The sequence below is a fragment of the Aeromicrobium sp. UBA7512 genome, from assembly GCF_002476985.1.
GTDB classification, from domain to species: Bacteria; Actinomycetota; Actinomycetes; order Propionibacteriales; family Nocardioidaceae; genus Aeromicrobium; species Aeromicrobium phoceense.
Genome location: NZ_DLNK01000007.1, coordinates 1,039,915 through 1,058,383, shown reverse-complemented (window position 1 = coordinate 1,058,383; position 18,469 = coordinate 1,039,915). Strand labels below are relative to the sequence as shown.

Genomic DNA, 18,469 nt, shown 5'->3' with positions numbered 1-18,469 from the left:
TCGCCCACTCGTCATCAATTCACCTTAGCGAGATCACCCTTCTTCTTTGCGGACTAAACAAAGGCAAGGATTCGGAAAAGCGAAAGAAGTCATCCCGATTCGCTCTGCGGCAGGCCCTCGCAGAGGTCGGGCGATCCCGCCGGCGGCGTGCAGCCGTACGGCAGGTGCACCACCGCGGCGGCATCGAGCCCGGTGGTGCGGAAGACGTCGTCCTCGCCCGGGCCCGGCGCGACCTCGATGCGGCCACGCTCTCCGTCCGCCGTGCTGTAGGTGAGCTCGAGCCTCCACGAGCACGCACACGCGGTGGCCCGCGCGAGCACGTCGACGAACTCCAGGTCCGACCGGGTCACCTCGAGCGACTTCGGCTGGCTCTCCCGGCCCGTCACGGGATCGAGCCAGACGACCTTCTCGTCGTCGAGCGACACCGCGAGGTAGGAGACGTCAGCCGCCCCACCCTTGTCCCCGGTGAACCAGTAGCCGGCGAGCGGCGGCTGTCGGTCCTGCATCTTCACCGCGAACTGGTGGATGGTCACCGGCTCGTCGGTGGCTGCGCGCAGCTGGAGGCGGAACAGCGTGGTGGCCGCGTCATAGACGACTGGCGCGCCGACCGCCTCCATCGCCGCCTCACCGCCGCGCGCCGCGATGTGGGCCGCCGCGTGCGTCTTCACCTCCGGGGCTTCGGGGGGCCAGACGTGCTCGCCGCGGTGGTCGGCCTCGACCATCGAGTCGAACTCGTCGGACTGCAACACGGTGACCTGCAGCGGATCGCGGCCGGCGACCTCCTGGGCCTGCGACCAGATCCCGGGACCGAAGTAGGACACCGCCCACGCGGCGACGATCGAGGCGAGCCCGGCCGCGATCACCTTCACCCGGCGCGTGAGGCCGAGCGAGGATCCGGCCTCCTCGTCGGAGCGCGACGGTGCTCGGCCCGACCGACTCCTGCGCCGCCTCGCCATGTCGCCCCCGACCGTGGCAGTTCCACCTGTCGCTCCAGCATGCGACCCGGAGCGGGCGACTGACAAGCGCGAGGGCGGCTAGTGCTTGAAATGGCCCGTGGCGCGGGCGAGGAGGTGCTGCACCTCGCGGCGGTCAGCGGCTTCGAGGCGCGAGATGAGCCGCTCGGCGGCCTGGCCGGACACCGTGGTGACCGTGCGGCCCTGCCACGAGACGAGGACCTTGCCGTCCTTCGTCACGCGGTGGGTGAAGACGTCCTCGGCGAACCGGTTCCGGGCGTCCTCAACCATGGATCAGTGCTTCGGGGTGCCCTCGGCGGCGGGCAGCGGCATGCGCTGCGTGGCCTCGATGTCGTGATCCGCCTTGGGGGTCGCGGGCGGGATCTCCGGGACGAAGTGCGTGCTCTTGGCGTTGACCGCGGCGGCGAGGACCCAGATGACGACGTAGACGAGCGCCGTGCCGCCGATGAACAGGCCGATCCACTCGATGGTGGACAGGGCCGCCTCGTCCACGGGCCAGGACTCGGGGGCGGTGCTGGCCGAGGCCGGGGTCGCGGCAGCGACGACGGCGAGCAGGGCGGCGGTGACGGCGGTGATCACTCGGGCGGGGCTCATGGGTCCATCGTATCCACCGGCATCTGGGCGTGAACCCTCACCCGTAGGGTTGAGGGGTGGATTGGACATGGACGCCGGAGGACCTCGCCGGCTGGCTGCTGGACGTGCCCGGACGGGCCCTGCTCATCGTGCTCATCGCGATCGTGCTGCGCTGGCTCGCCCACCGGTTCATCAACCGCCTCACGGGGCGCGCCGCGAAGGGAGCGGTCCCGGGGATCCTCGCCCAGTCCAAGGCCGGTGTGTTCCTCGCTGACCTGCGCAACGGCTCGAGCGAGCGCCGCCGCCAGCGCGCCGAGACGATGGGATCGCTGCTGCGCAGCATCGCTTCGGGCGTCATCTGGAGCATCGCGTTCGTCATGGTGCTCGGCGTCTTCGGGCTGCCGATCGCCCCGCTGCTGACCGGTGCCGGAGTGGCCGGCGTCGCGCTGGGCTTCGGTGCCCAGACCCTCGTGAAGGACTTCCTCTCGGGGATCTTCATGATCCTCGAGGACCAGTACGGCGTGGGCGACGCCGTCGACGTCGGCGAGGCCGTCGGCACCGTCGAGGCCGTCGGCCTGCGCGTCACGCGGCTGCGCGACGTCAACGGCACCGTCTGGTACGTCCGCAACGGCGAGATCCTGCGCGTCGGCAACCACAGCCAGGAGTGGGCGCGCACCGTGCTCGACGTGACCGTCGCCTACGACTCCGACCTCGAGCTGGTCCAGCGGATCCTGCGCGAGGAGGCCCACGCGCTCGCCACCGACTCCACGCTCTCGGCCGTCATCATCGAGGAGCCCGAGGTGTGGGGCGTCGAGCGCTTCGACAAGGACGGCGCCGTCGTGCGCACCGTGCTCAAGACCGCTCCCCTGCACCAGGCCGACGTCGGCCGCGCCCTGCGCAGCCGCGTGCTGCGCCGGTTCGACGAAGCCGGCGTCCGCATCCCCTCCACCACACTTCCGCCCTCGGGAGGCACCGCATGACCGAACAGCCGCAGCAGGAGACGTTCTACGAGGCGATCGGCGGACGCGCGACGATCGAGCTGATCGTCGACGTCTTCTACCAGGGCGTCGCGCAGGACGAGGTGCTCCGGCCGATGTACCCCGAGGAGGACCTCGGGCCCGCGGCCGAGCGCCTGACGATGTTCCTCGAGCAGTACTGGGGCGGCCCGACGGAGTACTCGCAGCGCCGCGGTCACCCGCGTCTGCGGATGCGGCACGCGCCCTACGCCGTCACCGAGGACGGGCGCGACCGCTGGCTCAAGCACTTCCGCGAGGGCCTCGACGCGGCGAAGCTCGACCCCGAGCACGACGCCCAGTTCTGGGCGTACGCGCAGCACGCCGCGAACTTCATGATCAACTCGCCGAGCTGATCAGCCCATCGCCGCGGCGAGCGTCTCGCGCTCGGCGTCGGTGAACGTCCGCGAGGACTGCGTGGCGGCGTCGAAGCCCACCAGCACCGCGAGGGACGAGGCGAACGCCTGCCCGTCGGCGCCCAGCTGGGCCTCGATGGTGAAGGACGCGTTGCCGACCCGCCCGACCCGCGCCGTGGACTCGAGCCGGTCCTGCGGCGTGATGGGGCGGTGGTAGCGCGCCTCCACGCTCGCGACGACGAAGTTGCCGGGGGTGGCCCGCGTCAGCACGCCGTTGATGAACGGGACGCGCGTCTCCTGGAAGAGCTCGAACACCTGCGCCTCGTTGACGACGCCGGTGGCGTCGAGGTCGGTGTGACGCAGCGCGATCGCCCCCGGCTGGGCCGCCTCGTGGAGCGGCCCCCCGGCGGCCAGGCCGCCGTAGGTGACCTCGACGGTGGCGAACACGGCGTCCGAGTCGGCCAGGCCGATCGACTGCAGGACCCGGTTCTCCTCGATGCTGCTGGTGACCACGACGGGACGCCGGCCCAGCAGCAACGGGCGCTTGAACTGGATGGACATCTCGCCGATCGGGCCCTCGGGCAGGCGCGGGATCGCGGCCCGCGCGTTCTCCGCGTACTTGAGGTACACGACGTTGTTGACGTGGTTCAACGAGTCCAGGTCGGCCCAGCGCATCGGGATCTCGTGGCGGTACTCGGTCACTCCGGCATCCTGCCACGCGGCGTCCGCGCGGCCGGGCCGTGGTGACCGAGAACCGTCACGCGCCGAGGGTGTCGTCGATCTCGACGACCGAGTCGCCCTCCTGGACGATCTGGCCCTCGGCCACGAGAATGCCGGCGACATGACCATGGACAGGTGAGATGACGGGAATTTCCATCTTCATCGACTCGAGGATGACCAGCGGGTCGCCGGGACCCACCTGGTCGCCCTCGCGAGCGAGGATCTTCCACACGTTGCCGACGATCTCGGCCTTCGCGTCGATCATCGGTGCTCCAGCAGACGCAGCGAGGCGACGAGGCGGTCGCGCGTCTCCTCGGGGTGGATGACGTCCTCGATGATCCCGGCCTCGGCCGCCACGTAGGGGCGGGCGACGTTCTCGCGGTACTCCGCGGCGAGCTCGTCGCGCAGCGCGGCGGGGTCCTCGGCGGCGGCCAGCGCGCGACGGTGCAGCAGGCCCACGGCTCCGCCGGGGCCCATCACGGCGATCTCGGCGTTGGACCAGGCCCACGCGTGGTCGGCGCCCAGCGAGGTGGAGCCCATCGCGATGTAGGCACCGCCGTAGGCCTTGCGGACCACCACGGTCAGGCGCATCGACTTCTTGGCCTCGACGTACGCCTTGAGCACCTTGGCGCCCTGCGTGATGATGCCGCGGCCCTCCTCGACCGTGCCGGGCAGGAAGCCGGGCACGTCGACGAGGGTGATGATCGGGATGCCGAAGCGGCCGCAGAACTCCACGAAGCGGGCGATCTTGACCGAGTTCTTGGAGTCGAGGATGCCGCCGCGGACGGCGGGCTGGTTGGCGACGACGCCCACGGGGCGCCCCTCCACGCGGCCGAACAGCGTCAGGGCGCTGCCGGCGTACTCGGGCGAGAGCTCGAGGCGGGCGCCGTTGTCGAGCACGCCGTCGATGACCTGGTGCATGTCGAAGATGACGCTGGCCTTCTCGGGCACGACCTCGGGCAGCGCCTCGGCGGCGGTCTGGTTGACCGGCACGGGGGCGGTCACGGGCAGCACGCCGTCGGCGTTCGAGGGCAGGTACGACAGCAGGTGGCGGACCGACTGCAGCGCGTCGAGCTCGGTCTCGACCTCGAGGTGCGCCACGCCGCTCGTGCGGGTGTGCATGCCGGAGCCGCCGATCTCGTCGGCCGTGGCGTCCTCGCCGGTGGCGGCGCGCACGATGTCGGGGCCGGTCAGGAACATGTGGCCGTGACCCTTGACCATGATGGTCCAGTCCGTCAGCGCGGGCGAGTAGGCCGCGGCGCCGGCGCACGGGCCGAGGATCACCGAGATCTGCGGGATGCGCTGCTGTGCCTCCACGTTGAGCGCGAAGATCTCGCCGCAGCCGTGCAGGGCGAGGATGCCGTCGGGCACCCGGGCTCCGCCGGAGTCGTTGACGTAGACGATCGGGAAGCCGCGCTCGATCGCGAAGCGCTGGGCGCGGCAGATGGCCTCGGCCATGACCGCACCGATCGCGCCGGAGGCGATGGCGGCGTCGTGGCAGGCCACGACGACGGGACGGCCGTCCACCAGGCCCCAGCCGGTGATGACGCCGCTGCCCGCGCCGGGGGTGGCCGCGCGGAGCGGGGCGAGCTCGACGAAGGTGCCTTCGTCCATGAGCAGCTCGGCGCGCTCGCGGGCGGTGTGCACCCGGGCGCCGCGCGGCTCGACGCGAGCGAACCGCTCCCGTCGACGGGACTCCAGTCCCGCGCGCGGGACCGCTCCCGCGGTGGTCGTCTGCGTCGTCAGCCGGTCGTCAGAAACATGAGGCATTCCTCGACTATAGCCGAAACGTGAGGATTCCCTCATATTCATCCACGGTGTTTTCGATGTGACCTTTCGCACCTGAGGCGGGTGCGATACGGTGACTAAGCAAGCGCTTAGACACCCAAGGAGACCGCACGTGTCCGAACCCCGTACCGCCATCATCACCGGAGCCGCCCGTGGCATCGGCGCCGGAATCGCCAAGCGATTCGCCGCCGACGGCTTCAAGGTCGCCGTCCTCGACCTCGACGAGTCCGCCTGCCAGACCGTCGTCGACGAGATCGTCGCGGCCGGCGGCCAGGCCCTCGCCGTCGGCGCCAACGTCGCCGACGCCGACGCCGTCGAGGCGGCCGTGTCGAAGGTCGCCGACGAGCTCGGCGCGCCGACCGTGCTGGTCAACAACGCCGGCGTGATCCGCGACAACCTGCTGTTCAAGATGACCACCGACGACTGGGACCTGGTCATGGACGTGCACCTCAAGGGCTCGTTCCTCATGACCAAGGCCGTCCAGAAGCACATGACCGAGGCCAAGTACGGCCGCGTCGTGAACCTCTCCAGCACCTCGGCGCTGGGCAACCGCGGCCAGGCCAACTACTCCGCCGCCAAGGCCGGTCTGCAGGGCTTCACCAAGACCCTCGCGATCGAGCTGGGCAAGTACGGCGTCACCGCCAACGCGATCGCCCCGGGCTTCATCCAGACCGACATGACCGCCGCGACGGCCGAGCGCATCGGCGTGCCGTTCGACGACTTCATCGAGTACGCCTCGAAGGAGATCCCCGTGCAGCGCGTCGGCCAGCCCGAGGACATCGCGCACACCGCCGCCTTCCTGTGCAGCGAGGGTGCCGGCTTCGTCTCCGGCCAGGTCATCTACGTCGCCGGCGGACCGAAGGACTGACGTGACCGCTCCTGACGTCGTCCAGGGACTCGACCTCGAGGCCCTGCGCACGTGGCTCGACGCTGAGGCCCCCGGGGAGATCCCGGGGGCGCTCAGCGCGTCGCTCATCACCGGTGGCAAGTCCAACCTGACGTACGCCGTCACCAACGGCGAGCGCGACGTCATCGTGCGCCGCCCGCCGCTGGGACATGTGCTGGCCACCGCCCACGACATGGGTCGTGAGCACCGCGTGATGGCGGCGCTGGCCGGCACCGCCGTCCCCGTGCCGCGCATGATCGCCGAGTGCACCGACGAGTCGGTCATCGGCGCGAAGTTCTACGTCATGGAGCGCATGTCGGGCACCGCCTTCCAGCGCGCCAAGGACCTCGAGGTCATCGGGGCGGAGCGCACGCGCGCCGTCACCGAGCGCCTCGTGGACACCCTCGCCGACCTGCACGCCGTGGACTACGAGGCCGTCGGCCTGGGCGACTTCGGTCGCCCCGACGGCTACCTCACGCGCCAGGTCGCCCGCTGGAAGAAGCAGCTGGACTCCTCGCGCTCGCGCGAGATCGAGGGCATCGACGAGCTGGCCGAGCGGCTGACGAGCTCGGTGCCCGCGACGAGCGAGAGCACGATCGTGCACGGCGACTACCGCCTCGACAACGTGCTCGTCGACACCGAGGACGGCGACCGCATCACCACCGTCCTGGACTGGGAGATGAGCACGCTCGGCGACCCGCTCACCGACGTGGCCGTCATGCTGGCGTACCAGCACCTGGCCCTGAGCGCCGGGCCGTCGAGCGGTCAGGTCACCGACGCGCCGCAGGCGCCCGGGTACCTCTCCCCCGACGAGGTCGTCGAGCGCTACGCCGCGCGATCGGGACGTGACGTCAGCGAGCTGGGCTTCCACCTGGGGCTGGCGTACTTCAAGCTGGCGGTCATCCTGGAGGGCATCTACTTCCGCCACGCGGCCGGTCAGACGGTGGGTTCGGGCTTCGACGGGATCGGCGCCATGATCGATCCCCTCGTCCAGCACGGACTTCACGCTACTTCCAAGTAATTCACGGGTAGTCTGGCGCGCGTGATGGCCGCCCAGATCCTCGAACCTCGCCGACGCCCTACGCAGGAGCGCAGCAAGGTCAAGTTCGACAGCCTGCTCCAGGCGTCGCGCGACGTGCTCCTCGACGTGGGCTTCGAGTCGTTCACGTGCGAGGAGGTCGCGCAGCGCGCCGGACTACCCATCGGCACCCTCTACCAGTTCTTCGCGAACAAGTACGTCATCGTGTGCGAGCTGGACCGGCTGAACGCCGTGGCGATCCAGTCCGAGCTCGACAAGCTGGCCGCCGAGCTGCCCACGCTCGACTGGCTCGTGCTGCTGGACCGGCTCGTCGACCACATGAGCCAGCTGTGGATCAACGATCCCTCCCGCAGCGCCGTCTGGTACGCCGTGCAGTCCACGCCGATCACCCGCGCCACGGCCGAGGTCACCGAGCAGCAGCTGGCCGCCCGGGTGGCGCACGTGCTGGCGCCCCTCACGCCGGGGACCCCGCGCGACCGGCGCAAGATCATGGCCGAGGTCCTGGTGCACATGTCGTACTCGATGCTCAACTTCTCGGTGCGCGACCTGCAGGAGCACGACGAGGCCATCATCGAGCTCAAGCGCCTGCTCGGCACCTACCTGCTGGCCGCCGAGGCCGGAGCCACCTGAGCCGCGTCAGAGCGCGGCCAGGACGCGGCGCTCCTCGTCGTCGGTGAGGCCGCAGCGGCGGGGCTGGGTGCGGGTCTCCTCCCAGACCAGGACGTCGGCCAGCGTCTCCTCGAGGGGGCGCGTCGTCAGGCCCTGCGCCCGCGCGCGGCCGGTGTCCATCGTGGCGAAGCCGCGCCACTCGGGGTCGTCGATCCACAGCGGCAGCGTGGCCGGACCCATCCAGTCGCCGACGCCCAAGTCACGCAGGCGCTCGATCGGCACGGGCCGTGGTCGCGCCGTCGACGCCGCGACCCGGGCGGCCACCTGCAGCACGCTCTGGAGGTCGGTCGTGGGGCCGGTGGCGTTGAACGTTCCCTCGACCCGTCGCTCGGCGAGGCCGACGATCCAGGCCGCGAGGTCGCGGACGTCGACCATGGCGCACGGGAAACGGAGGTCGTCCGGGACCACCACCTCCGGGCCCAAAGGGTGCGCGAAACGCCAGGGCCAGTAGCCGCTGCGGCCCGACCAGTCCCCCGGCCCGGCGATGAGCCCGGACCTCACCACGGCGGCCGGCCCGGCGGCCAGCACCGCCTGCTCGCAGGCCACCTTGGCGGCGCCGTAGTCGTCGTCCGAGGACATCGCGTCGGCCGCGAGCGGCGCCAGGGTGGCGGCGTCCTCGGCCTGCTCGAGCGAGGAGAAGTCGGCGTACGCGTTGCCGCTGGAGACGAAGACCCGGTGATCCGCGGTCAGGTCGCGCACGGCGCGTCTCACGTGGCCCGGATGCCGCGCGACGTCGATGACGACGTCCCACCGCCCGCCCGTGAGAGGCGCGAGGCCGTCGTCCTCGTCGCGGTCGATCCGCACGAAGGCGGCCCCGGCGGGCGGCTCGGCCGACCCGCGCGCGGCACACGTCACGCGGTGCCCCCGCGTGAGCGCCGACCGGGCGATCTCGTGGCCGAGGAAGGCGGTGCCGCCGAGGACGAGGAGCTCCATCGCCCCAGCCAACCGCCGCCACCGCCTCGAGGGAAGCCGTGTTCGCGGAGGGCGCAAGTCACCGAGGGCGGAAGATCTCGGGTCAGGCGGAGAGGGTCACCATCGCGATGGCGGCGGGACCGTCGTGACTGAGGCTGACGTGCACCGTGACGTCCTCGAGGTGCTTCGCGACGTCACCGTGCAGGCGGATGCGGGGGCGGCCCCACGCGTCGCGGATGACCTCGATCTGGTCGTGCACGTGCTCGCCGAGGGGCGGCGGGGTCCCCCACAGCGACTCCGACCAGGCCTTGATGAACGCCTCCTTGACCGCCCAGCGGGCGGCGAGGGACGCCATCTCCTGATCGGGGGTGCGACGCCCGGAGCCAGAAGGAGAACTCCGGGCGTCGCGGCGCTCGGCAGCTGTGAAGGCACTGCCGGCGCGGGTGCCCGGTCGCCGATGCTGCTCGGCGAATCCGGGCACGTCCACCAGGTCGATCCCGGTGCCGATCACCGGCACGCGTAGACCCCGTCCTCGCCCAGGCGGCCGCTCGCGTCGAGCAGCAGGGCCGCCTCGCGCTCGCGCACGCCCGAGTCGCCCAGGCGACGGTCGGCCGGACGCCGGTAAAGCGCGTCGCCGCCGTACATGGCGTCCACGAGGCGCATGCGACCGTCGATCCGGCGACGCTCCGCCGCCTCGAGGTACGCGTCGCGCTCGTCGGCGGGGAGCGACTCCACGAACGCCTGCGAGTGCACCACGGCGATCAGACCGGCCACGTGACCGAAGCCGAGGCTGGTCAGCAGGCCCGCCTTGAGCGGCCCGGTCGCCAGCGGCTCGCGCAGCCACACGAGGTGCTCGTGCTCGGCCAGGTCGTCCATGACGCAGTCCAGGCTCCGGTTCGGCGGCAGGACGCCGCCCTCCAGCACCTGGCACAGCCCGATCAGCTGGAAGGCGGCCGCGCCGCCCTTGCTGTGACCGGTCAGCGCCTTCTGGCTCATGACGTACAGCGGGTTGCCCTCGCTGCGACCCAGGGCCGCCGCCAGCCGCTCGTGCAGCTCGGACTCGTTGCGCTCGTTGACGCCGGTCGACGTGTCGTGCTTGGACAGCACGCCGATGTCGTCCGCGCCCACGCCGAGGGCCGAGAGGGAGCGGGCCAGCTGCGACTCGCGTCCACCACGGCCTGCCGCCAGGGCACCGAGGCCCGGCGCCGGGATCGACGTGTGAACGCCGTCGGCGAACGAGGCCGCGTAGGCCACGACACCGAGCACCGGCAGGCCCATCCGCGCCGCCAGGTCACCGCGGGCCAGCAGGATCGTGCCGCCGCCCTGCGACTCGACGAACCCGCCGTAGCGACGGTCGTTGGCCCGGCTGAAGTAGCGGTCCTCGAGGCCCTTGGCGGCCATCGCCGCGGAGTCCGCGGTGGCCGACATGTCGCCGAAGCCCACGATGCCCTCCACCGAGAGGTCGTCGAAGCCGCCGGCCACGACGAACTCGGCCTTGTTGAGGCGGATCTTGTCCACGCCCTCCTCGACCGACACCGCGGTCGTGGCGCACGCGGCCACCGGGTGCACCATCGCGCCGTAGCTGCCCACGTAGGACTGGACCACGTGCGCGGCGATGACGTTCGGCAGCGCCTCCTGCAGGATGTCGTTCGGCTTCGCCTCGCCCAGCAGGGTGTCGATGTACAGCGAGTGCATCGACGTCATGCCGCCCATGCCGGTGCCCTGCGTGTTCGCCACCAGGGTCGGGTGGGTCCAGCGCATCAGCTCGGACGGGGTGAAGCCCGAGGACAGGAACGCGTCCACGGTGCAGATGAGGTTCCACAGCGCCACGCGGTCGACCGCCTCGACCATCTCGGCCGGGACGCCCCAGACCGTCGGGTCGAAGCCCGTCGGGATCTGGCCGCCCACCGTGCGGGTCAGCTTCATCTTGCGCGGCACGCGGACCTGCGTGCCCGCCTTGCGGGTCACCGTCCACTCGCCCTCGCCGTCCTGGCTGATCACCGTGTGCTCGGGGTCGGCGTCGCGCATCGCCTGCGCCTCCGCCTGCCCCGAGACCGTGAAGGTCAGGTCCTGGTCGAGGTACACCGACGCCAGCAGCGGCGCGGTGTTGTCGACCATGTCGCCGTCGTCGGCGTACCGGCGGACGCCGATGCGCTCGCGGACCGCGTCCTCGTACCGGTCGGCGATCTCGTGCTCGGCGACGACCTCGCCGGACTCGGTGTCGAACCAGCCGCGGTTGGTCGCGTCCCAGCTGAGCAGCCCGGTGGACCACGCCAGCTCGAGCACGCCGGCCGCGGACAGGCGGTCCTCGACCTCCATCTCGAAGCGCGTGCGCGACGAGCCGTACGGGCCCAGCTCGCCGGCGCCCACGATGACCACGAGGTCCTCGGGACGGGCGGTGACGCCGGCCCACTCGGGCGTCTCGACGCGGTCGAGGCGCGACGGCGGCGCGGGGAGCGCCGGGATCGTCGAGTTCTCGTCCGTGATCTCGATACGCCGCTCGCTGCGCTCGCGTGCTACTCGATCACCGAGGGCCTTCATGTCGAGGTCGGCCTCGCCGAGGCCTCCCGTGAGGTCGAGGGTCAGCGGACCCTCGGTCGCCTGCTGACGGGCCTGCGGGGTGCAGGCCTCGAGCAGCGCGGCGGCCATCTCGTCGGGCGACCAGGTGCGCACGCCGGCGGCCTCGACGGCCTCGACGAGCGGGTCGTTGGCGCCCATGAGGCCCGTGCCGCGGACCCAGCCGATGATGGCGTGGGCCAGCGTGACCTTGTCGGCCCAGCGCTTCTCCGAGCCCCACTTGGTGACGAGGGCGTCGAGCGCGGCCTTGGCCTCGCCGTACGCGCCGTCGCCGCCGAACATGCCGCGGTTGGGCGAGCCCGGCAGCAGCACGTGCAGGCGGGCGTCGAGGTTGCGGTCGGTGACCGACGACGACAGGGCGCCGACGAGCCGCTCGACCGACCACAGCAGGATGCGCATCTCGAGCTCGGCGCGAGGGCCGGCCTCGGTCGCGTCGCCCATGACCCGGCCGGCCGCGAACGGCACCAGCAGCGTCGGGGTCAGCGAGGGCTTCGACACCGTCGTGACGCCGGCGGCGGTGCGGGACTGCTCGGCCCCGATCCACTCGACCAGCGCGTCCACGTCGGCGAACGACGCCAGGTTCGCGGGCACGACCCACAGGACCGCGCCGGCGCGGGCGTTGCGCCGGTACAGGTCCTTGAAGAAGCGCAGCTTCTTCGGCGCCAGCGAGGACGTGGTGGCCACGACCGTGGCACCGCCCGCGAGCAGCTCGCCCACGACGGAGCCGGCGATCGAGCCGTCGGCCGCACCGGTCACGACCGCGACCTCGCCGGCGAAGGTGCCGGCGGACGTGTCGCGCGCTTCCCCGGCGATGCGGGCGAACCGCTCGTCGCCGGTCCGGGCGAGCCAGTGCTCGGCCTGCTTCGCCACGACCTCGCCGGTCCCGGTGAAGGAGCCGACGACCTCGTCGCCGTGCGCCAGGCGTGCGAGGTCCTCGCGTGCCGACGCCCAGCGGTCGTCCAGGACGACCGCGTGCTCGGCGTCGAAGACGCCCTCGGTGGCCTTGATCCAGTCGGTGCCCAGCTCGGCCTCGACCCGCGCGACGACCGCGGCCGCCTGCTCGTCGGGCTCGGCCGTCGCGGGCACGTCGACCAGGTCGAGGTGCTCCAGCACGAGTCGCGCCGCCGAGGCGAGCACGCCGTCGCGGCCGGTGATGGCCGCCGTGAACTCGCCGAGCGCCTCCGCGTCGATCGTGGCGCCGTCGCCACCGCCCGCGGACGGCATCTGCACCGTCACGCCGTGGCGCGAGGCGACCGCCTGGACCGCGGCGTCGATGGCCGCGTCGACGTCGCCCGCCGAGGCGATCGACGCCTCGCCGAACGCGCCGCCGCGGACGCTCTGGCCCTCGCGGGTCACCATGGCCAGCTCGGCCAGGACGTGCGAGGCCCAGCCCGAGCCGAGCTGCCACGCACCCGTGACGCGCTCGGCGACGGCCGACTGCTTGCGACCCGTCGGGCCGAGCACCTTCTTGAGGTGGTCGCCGAAGGCCTCGGCCAGGACCGGGCCGAACGGCTTGTAGGTGCGCGCGAGGGCGTCGACCTGACCGCCCAGCGTGACGATGTCCGCCTCCGCGGCGCCGTCGATCGCGCCCAGCGACAGCTCGCCGCCGAGGTCGATCAGCAGCTGGTTGCGGCGGCTGGACGCGCCGTCGGTCAGCGACTCGATCGTGTCGGCCGCACCGAGCTGGTCCAGGCGCAGCTTCGTCCACCACGCGATGAGGACCTTCGTGGCATCGGCTGCCGAGAAGGGCAGGTCGGCGGCCGTCTGCGTGGCGGGTCCGCCGGCCGGAGCGGCCGCGGGGGCGGCGGCCTGCTGCGGCGCGCTGGCCTCGACGGTCGCCTCGGGGGCCTCGTCCTCCACCGGGGCCGGGTCCTCGTCGGTCCCGTACACGGCGGCGGCGTCGCGCTCGACGTTCAGCACCTCGACGCTCGGGTAGCCGGGCAGCTTCAGCGTGCCGGACGCCAGGTTGGCCACGGTCGGGGCCGAGCCGACGCCGACCTCGACGAAGCGCTCGACGCCCAGGCCACCCTCCTCGACGGGGATGAACATGAGGTCCTGCGTCTCGATCCAGCGCACGGGGCTGGCGAACTGCCAGGCCAGCAGCTCGATCAGCAGGTCGCGGCACAGCATGCCCGGGTCCTCCGACCGCGGGACGGTGGTGCCGACGTACTCCTCGACCTCGCGGATGAAGTCCTCGTCCAGGCTGAACGGCTTCGGCACGAGGTTGGGGACGTAGCGGCCCTCGAGGATCGACGGGTCGATCGTGGGCGGCAGCAGGTCCTGCAGCTTGTGGCGGAAGTCCGGTACGCCACCGTGCAGCACGCGGCTGTGGAACGGCACGTCGATGCCGGGCACGAGGATGAACGCGGCCTTGCCGCCGAACCGGTCGCGGCGCTCGGCCACGTCCTTCTCCAGGACCTCGAGGCCCCGGACGGTGCCGGCGATCGCGTACTGCGAGCCCCGCATGTTGTAGTTGACGATCTGCAGGAACTCGCCCGAAGCCTCCCCGAGGCCCTCGACGTAGTCCTTCACCTCGTCGTCGGCCAGGCCGATCTGCGAGGGGCGGATCGCCGCTAGGCGGTAGTCGCTGCGGCCCTTCTCGTCACGGGGCACGAGCGTGTGCATGACCGAGCCGCGCTGGAACACGACCTCGACGACGGCCTCGAGGCTGATGACGCCCGAGACCGCGGCGAGCGCGTTGTACTCGCCGACGGAGTGGCCGGCCAGGACCGCGCCGTCCACGAAGGCACCGCCCTCACGGAGCTCGGCCATCTGGGCGGCACCCAGCACGGCCATCGCGACCTGGGTGAACTGCGTCAGGTAGAGCACGCCGTCGGGGTGGTGGTGCGTGACGCCGCGGACGGTGAGATCGGTCGGGTTGTCGCGGACGACCGTCAGGATCGAGAAGCCGAGCGCGGAGCGGGTGTGCCTGTCGGCACGGTCCCAGACCTCGCGCGCGGCGGGGCAGCGCTGGTAGCCGGCCATGCCCATGCCGGGGCTCTGGATGCCCTGGCCGGGGAAGGCGTAGGCGGTGCGGGGCGCGTCCAGCACGGCCGAGGCGGCCATGACGATCTCGCCCTCGGCGCGCACGGTGACGTCCAGCACCTCGCGGCCGTGGGACAGGCCCACGCGGTCGGCGCGGACCTCCACCTCGGCACCCGGAGCGACCGGGGCCATGAAGCGCGTGGTCCAGCCGGCGATGCGGCGTCCGGTCTCGTCGGAGACCGCGTGCTGCGCGGCGGCGGAGGTCCACATGCCGTGCACGATGGGCGCGCCGAGCCCGGCCAGGCGGGCGGCGGCGACGCTGGTGTGGATCGGGTTGTGGTCGCCGGTGACCGAGGCGAACGCGCCGAGGTCGGACGGGGCGGTCACGGTCACGCGGGCGCGGGTCCGGCGCGGGGTGTCCTTGACCTCGTCGTCGCCCAGGACGTCACCCGCACGAGCGGGGTCGGCCAGCGAGGCGGCGCCCGTGCGGCCGCGGATCGCGAACCGCTCGCGCATCGTGGCGACGTCGCCGACCGTGACGTCGACGGTGACGACGCGGCCGTACTGCGACTCCTCCACGCCACTGAGGGCGGCGCGGATCCCGAGCGAGGCGCGCTCGGTCGGCAGCGGCTGGGCGGTGATCGCGTGGTCGAGGTGGACCAGGTCGAGCATGCCCTCGACGACGGGGACGCCCTCGGCGTTCCGGGCGTCGCCGATCACGGCGAAGACCGCGGGCCAGGCCAGTCCGACGAGCACGTCCGGCACGCGGTGGCGGCCGAGCACGAGCGGCCCGGCGCTGACGGCGGCGTGGTCGGCGGCCAGGTCCGGGTCCCAGTCGACGTCGAGGTGCGCGACGCCGTTGGAGACCTCAGGAAGGCTGCCGGCGACGGCACCGCTGACGATCTGGGCCATGGCGGACACGGCGGCGTCGGTGGTGACCACCGGGGCGTGGCCGCGCGCGGCGCCGGACGGCACCTCGATGCGCAGCGTCAGCTCGCGGCCGTGACCGAGCGGCACGGTGAGGTCGGCGGCGGAGTCGCCCGAGGCGACGAGACGGGCGCCGGTGGCGGCCTGCTCGGCGGAGTCGGTGTCGGTCAGCACCCACTCGGCACCGAGGCGGTGCACGGGGTTGGTGACGGTGCGGCCCGCCCAGACCACGTCGGGGGCGGCGAGGACCACGGCGAGCGGGGCGGCGAGGCGGCTGTCGCCCTCACGGCGACGCGCCGGCACGCGCTGCGGGGCGCGGCCCGAGGCGAGCAGGGCGTCGACCGCGGCGTCCTCGAAGCGCTGCAGCAGCTCGGCGACGGGCTCGTCGACGCGCGTGATGCCCGCGACGCTGGCCGTGCCGGGGATGATGCAGACCTCGTCGGCGCCGTAGCGCGGGTCGTGCGCCTGCCACAGGGAGTCCGAGCGCCACCAGCGACGCACGTCGGCGTCGACGACCGGCACGAAGTTCACGGGCTTGCCGGCCCGGCGGCAGACCTCGACGAAGAACGCCTCGTCCGCCGGGTGCAGGGTCACGGCGGCGGCGTCGGGGTACGCCGCGATCAGGCGGTCGAGGGCGGCCGGGCCGTCCTCGACGTCGGTCGGCTCGGCGAAGAGCGTCGCGATCTCGCCACGGTCCTGCTCGGCGAGGCGGGCCTCGGCGCGCTGCGCCAGGGCGTGGAACCGGTCGCGCAGCGACACGTCGAGCCACTGGGCCGAGCCGTCGGCGGCGGTGCCGGAGAGCTCGACGAAGCGGCCGAGCCAGCGGGCGTAGGTCATCGCGGCGACGTCGCCGAAGTACGGCTTGGCGGTGCGGTCGAGGGCCTCGACGATCTCGTCGCGGCGGCGGGCGACCGCGTCGGCGTCGCCGGCGACCTCGTCGAGGAGTCGGCCGGTGCGCGACGCGGTGTTGTCGATCTCGTGGATGTCGGCGCCGAGCTGGCTGCGGCCGGAGGCCATGCCGTTCTTGGCGGTGCCGGCGCCGACCCAGGCACCGGTGCCGCGGGTCTCGACGAGCATCTGCTTGACCTCGGGGGCCGTCGTGGCCTCGAGCGTCGCCATGGCGGCGGTGCCGACGAGGATGCCGTCGACGGGCATGTCGGGGAAGCCGTGGCGCTGGGCCCACGTGCCGGTCAGCCACGCGGCCGCGGCGTCGGAGGTGCCGATGCCGCCGCCGACGCACAGCACGACGTTCGACTGGGCGCGCAGCTCGCCGTAGGTGGCCAGGATCAGGTCGTCCAGGTCCTCCCACGAGTGGTGGCCACCGGCGCGGCCTCCCTCGACCTGCACGATGACGGTGCGGTCGACCTTCTTGGCGATCGCGAGGACCTCGCGGATCTGGCGCACCGTGCCGGGCTTGAACACGACGTGCTCGATGCCGGCCTCGGTCAGCTCGTCGACGAGGGCGACGGCCTCGTCGAGCTCGGGGATGCCGGCCGTCACGATGACGGCGTCGATCGGGGCGCCGGCGGCGCGGGCACGCTGGACGAGACGGTTCTGGCCCAGCTGCAGGCGCCACAGGTAGGGATCGAGGAAGAGCGAGTTGAACTGGTAGGTCGCGCCCTCGTCGAGCAGCGAGTCCAGCTCGGCGATGCGGGCGTCGAAGATCTCCTCGGTCACCTGGCCGCCACCGGCGAGCTCGGACCAGAAGCCGGCGTTGGCCGCGGCGGCCACGATCGGCGCGTCTACGGTGGTGGGCGTCATGCCCGCGAGCAGGATCGGCGACTTGCCGGTGGCGCGCGTGAACGCGGTCTCGACCGAGGTGGAGCCGTCGGGCAGCGTCACGAGGCGCGGCGCGAAGGTGGACCACGCGACCGGGACGGCGGGGCGGGCGCCGGTGATCGTCAGCTCGCGGTGGCCACGACGCGTCGTGGGGGCCACCAGGCCGACGCCGCGCGAGCGGGTCTCGGCGGCGGTGAGGCGCGAGGCGAGGTCGCCGGGCCCGAGGTCGAGGACCCACTCGGCTCCGGCGTCGAGTGCGGCGGTGACGTCGACGACCCAGTCGACCGGGTCGATGATGGCGCGCTGCGTCGCGTGGCGGGCGTGCTCGGCGTCGATGCCGATGCGGACCGCCCACTCGGCCACGAGGTCGGCCGTCTCGGCGAGGTCGGGGTGGTGGAACGCGAGGGCGGACTCGACCGGCTCGATCACCGGGGCGAACGGCGCACCGCCGGTGACCTTGCGCTCACGCTCGTCCTTCTCGTCGGCGGCCACCTGCTCGAGGCGGGCGGTGGCGGCGGCGAGGGCCGCGGACGGACCGGACAGCACCACGGAGCGGCGCCCGTTGCGGATGTGGCAGACGGCGCCGGTGCCCTCGACGATGGCGGCGACGCGCTCGGGGACGACTCCCGAGACGGCCAGCATCGTCTGTCCGAGCAGCCCGCGGCGACGGCCGACGACCTGCGCGGCGGCACCGACCAGGCGGGCGAGCGCGAGCACCTCGACGTCCGGGACGCCGGCGAGCGCCTCGGCGACCAGGACGCCCTGCGAGTGGCCGGCCACGGCGACGGGCGGGTGGGCGGCGACGTCGAGACCCTGGCGCGTCAGTGCGCGCAGACCGGCGAGCTGCGCGAGGGTGATGCCGGGGACCGAGGCGGCCGGGGCCGTGACGTCGGCACCGGCAGGCAGGCCCGGGGCGTCGTCGTCCTCGGCGGACTCGCCGACGGCGAGCACGTCCACCCACGCCACGGGGTCGAAGGCGACGCCCGCGCGGGCGAGCTCGGTGGCCACGGGCGCCAGCATGCGGTCCGAGCGGCGCACGAGGTCGGCGACGTCGGCGTCCAGCGCGAAGTCGCGGACGAGGTCGGCCAGCGGGCCGAGCCAGTCCCCGCCCTGTCCGCCGAAGACCAGGGCCCACGGCGTGCCTGAGCGCAGGTCGTCGAGCAGGCTGTCGGTGCGGCGGTCGCGGGAGGTCGGGGCGTGGAACACAGAGGTGTCGAGCGTCGTCATGTCATCCATCGTGACACAAACGTGAGGCTTTCCTCATCTTTGGA

General features: G+C 72.7%; 14 protein-coding genes. 5 read left to right on the top strand and 9 right to left on the bottom strand.

Annotated elements, in window-relative coordinates; all coding sequences use genetic code 11:
• Positions 1-89: 89 nt before the first annotated feature.
• The 3 genes from B2363_RS15965 to B2363_RS15955 all read right to left on the bottom strand — a co-directional run bounded on the left by B2363_RS15965 (position 90) and on the right by B2363_RS15955 (position 1,568).
• Positions 90-956: a hypothetical protein gene (locus B2363_RS15965; RefSeq protein ID WP_286931435.1), complete on the bottom strand. Its 867-nt coding sequence runs from the start codon at positions 954-956 to the stop codon at positions 90-92.
• Between the two features lie 78 nt (positions 957-1,034).
• Positions 1,035-1,244, bottom strand: coding sequence for a hypothetical protein (locus B2363_RS15960; protein ID WP_286931433.1), 210 nt, complete (start codon positions 1,242-1,244; stop codon positions 1,035-1,037).
• 3 nt (positions 1,245-1,247) lie between these two features.
• Entirely contained in the window at positions 1,248-1,568 is a 321-nt protein-coding gene (locus tag B2363_RS15955; RefSeq protein WP_286931432.1) for a hypothetical protein, read from the bottom strand.
• A 56-nt stretch (positions 1,569-1,624) separates the two neighbouring features.
• On the opposite strand from B2363_RS15955, the gene B2363_RS15950 reads away from it, so the two are divergent.
• Entirely contained in the window at positions 1,625-2,527 is a 903-nt protein-coding gene (locus tag B2363_RS15950; RefSeq protein WP_286931431.1) for a mechanosensitive ion channel family protein, read from the top strand.
• A complete protein-coding gene (locus B2363_RS15945; RefSeq protein WP_181752587.1) occupies positions 2,524-2,916 on the top strand; it encodes a globin in 393 nt (130 codons plus the stop codon). Before B2363_RS15950 ends, B2363_RS15945 begins: the two co-directional genes overlap by 4 nt.
• On the opposite strand, the gene B2363_RS15940 is transcribed toward B2363_RS15945, so the two are convergent.
• The 3 genes from B2363_RS15940 to B2363_RS15930 are packed head-to-tail and all read right to left on the bottom strand — an operon-like array spanning position 2,917 to position 5,406.
• Positions 2,917-3,618: a thioesterase family protein gene (locus B2363_RS15940; RefSeq protein WP_286931430.1), complete on the bottom strand. Its 702-nt coding sequence runs from the start codon at positions 3,616-3,618 to the stop codon at positions 2,917-2,919.
• A 55-nt stretch (positions 3,619-3,673) separates the two neighbouring features.
• The gene (locus tag B2363_RS15935; protein ID WP_286931429.1) at positions 3,674-3,901 is read right to left on the bottom strand and encodes a biotin/lipoyl-binding carrier protein; all 228 of its coding nucleotides are present in this window, start codon (positions 3,899-3,901) and stop codon (positions 3,674-3,676) included.
• Positions 3,898-5,406: an acyl-CoA carboxylase subunit beta gene (locus tag B2363_RS15930; protein WP_286931428.1), complete on the bottom strand. Its 1,509-nt coding sequence runs from the start codon at positions 5,404-5,406 to the stop codon at positions 3,898-3,900. Before B2363_RS15930 ends, B2363_RS15935 begins: the two co-directional genes overlap by 4 nt.
• A gap of 130 nt (positions 5,407-5,536) precedes the next feature.
• Between B2363_RS15930 and fabG the strand changes: the two genes are divergently transcribed.
• From fabG to B2363_RS15915, 3 genes are read left to right on the top strand one after another with little or no spacing between them, the layout of a single operon-like run.
• Complete coding sequence (fabG, locus tag B2363_RS15925) at positions 5,537-6,292, top strand: 3-oxoacyl-ACP reductase FabG (RefSeq protein ID WP_286931427.1); 756 nt, start codon at positions 5,537-5,539, stop codon at positions 6,290-6,292.
• A gap of 1 nt (position 6,293) precedes the next feature.
• Positions 6,294-7,331, top strand: coding sequence for a phosphotransferase family protein (locus B2363_RS15920; protein ID WP_286931426.1), 1,038 nt, complete (start codon positions 6,294-6,296; stop codon positions 7,329-7,331).
• 24 nt (positions 7,332-7,355) lie between these two features.
• A complete protein-coding gene (locus B2363_RS15915; RefSeq protein WP_181752597.1) occupies positions 7,356-7,979 on the top strand; it encodes a TetR family transcriptional regulator in 624 nt (207 codons plus the stop codon).
• A gap of 6 nt (positions 7,980-7,985) precedes the next feature.
• Here B2363_RS15915 and B2363_RS15910 read toward each other — a convergent pair whose 3' ends face one another.
• The 3 genes from B2363_RS15910 to B2363_RS15900 all read right to left on the bottom strand — a co-directional run bounded on the left by B2363_RS15910 (position 7,986) and on the right by B2363_RS15900 (position 18,425).
• Complete coding sequence (locus B2363_RS15910) at positions 7,986-8,951, bottom strand: NAD-dependent epimerase/dehydratase family protein (protein WP_286931425.1); 966 nt, start codon at positions 8,949-8,951, stop codon at positions 7,986-7,988.
• Positions 8,952-9,033: 82 nt separating this feature from the next.
• Positions 9,034-9,447: a holo-ACP synthase gene (locus B2363_RS15905; RefSeq protein WP_181752601.1), complete on the bottom strand. Its 414-nt coding sequence runs from the start codon at positions 9,445-9,447 to the stop codon at positions 9,034-9,036.
• On the bottom strand, positions 9,438-18,425 hold the full coding sequence (locus tag B2363_RS15900) for a type I polyketide synthase (RefSeq protein WP_286931424.1): 8,988 nt from the start codon (positions 18,423-18,425) through the stop codon (positions 9,438-9,440). The genes B2363_RS15905 and B2363_RS15900 overlap by 10 nt, the downstream gene beginning before the upstream one ends.
• Positions 18,426-18,469 lie beyond the last annotated feature (44 nt).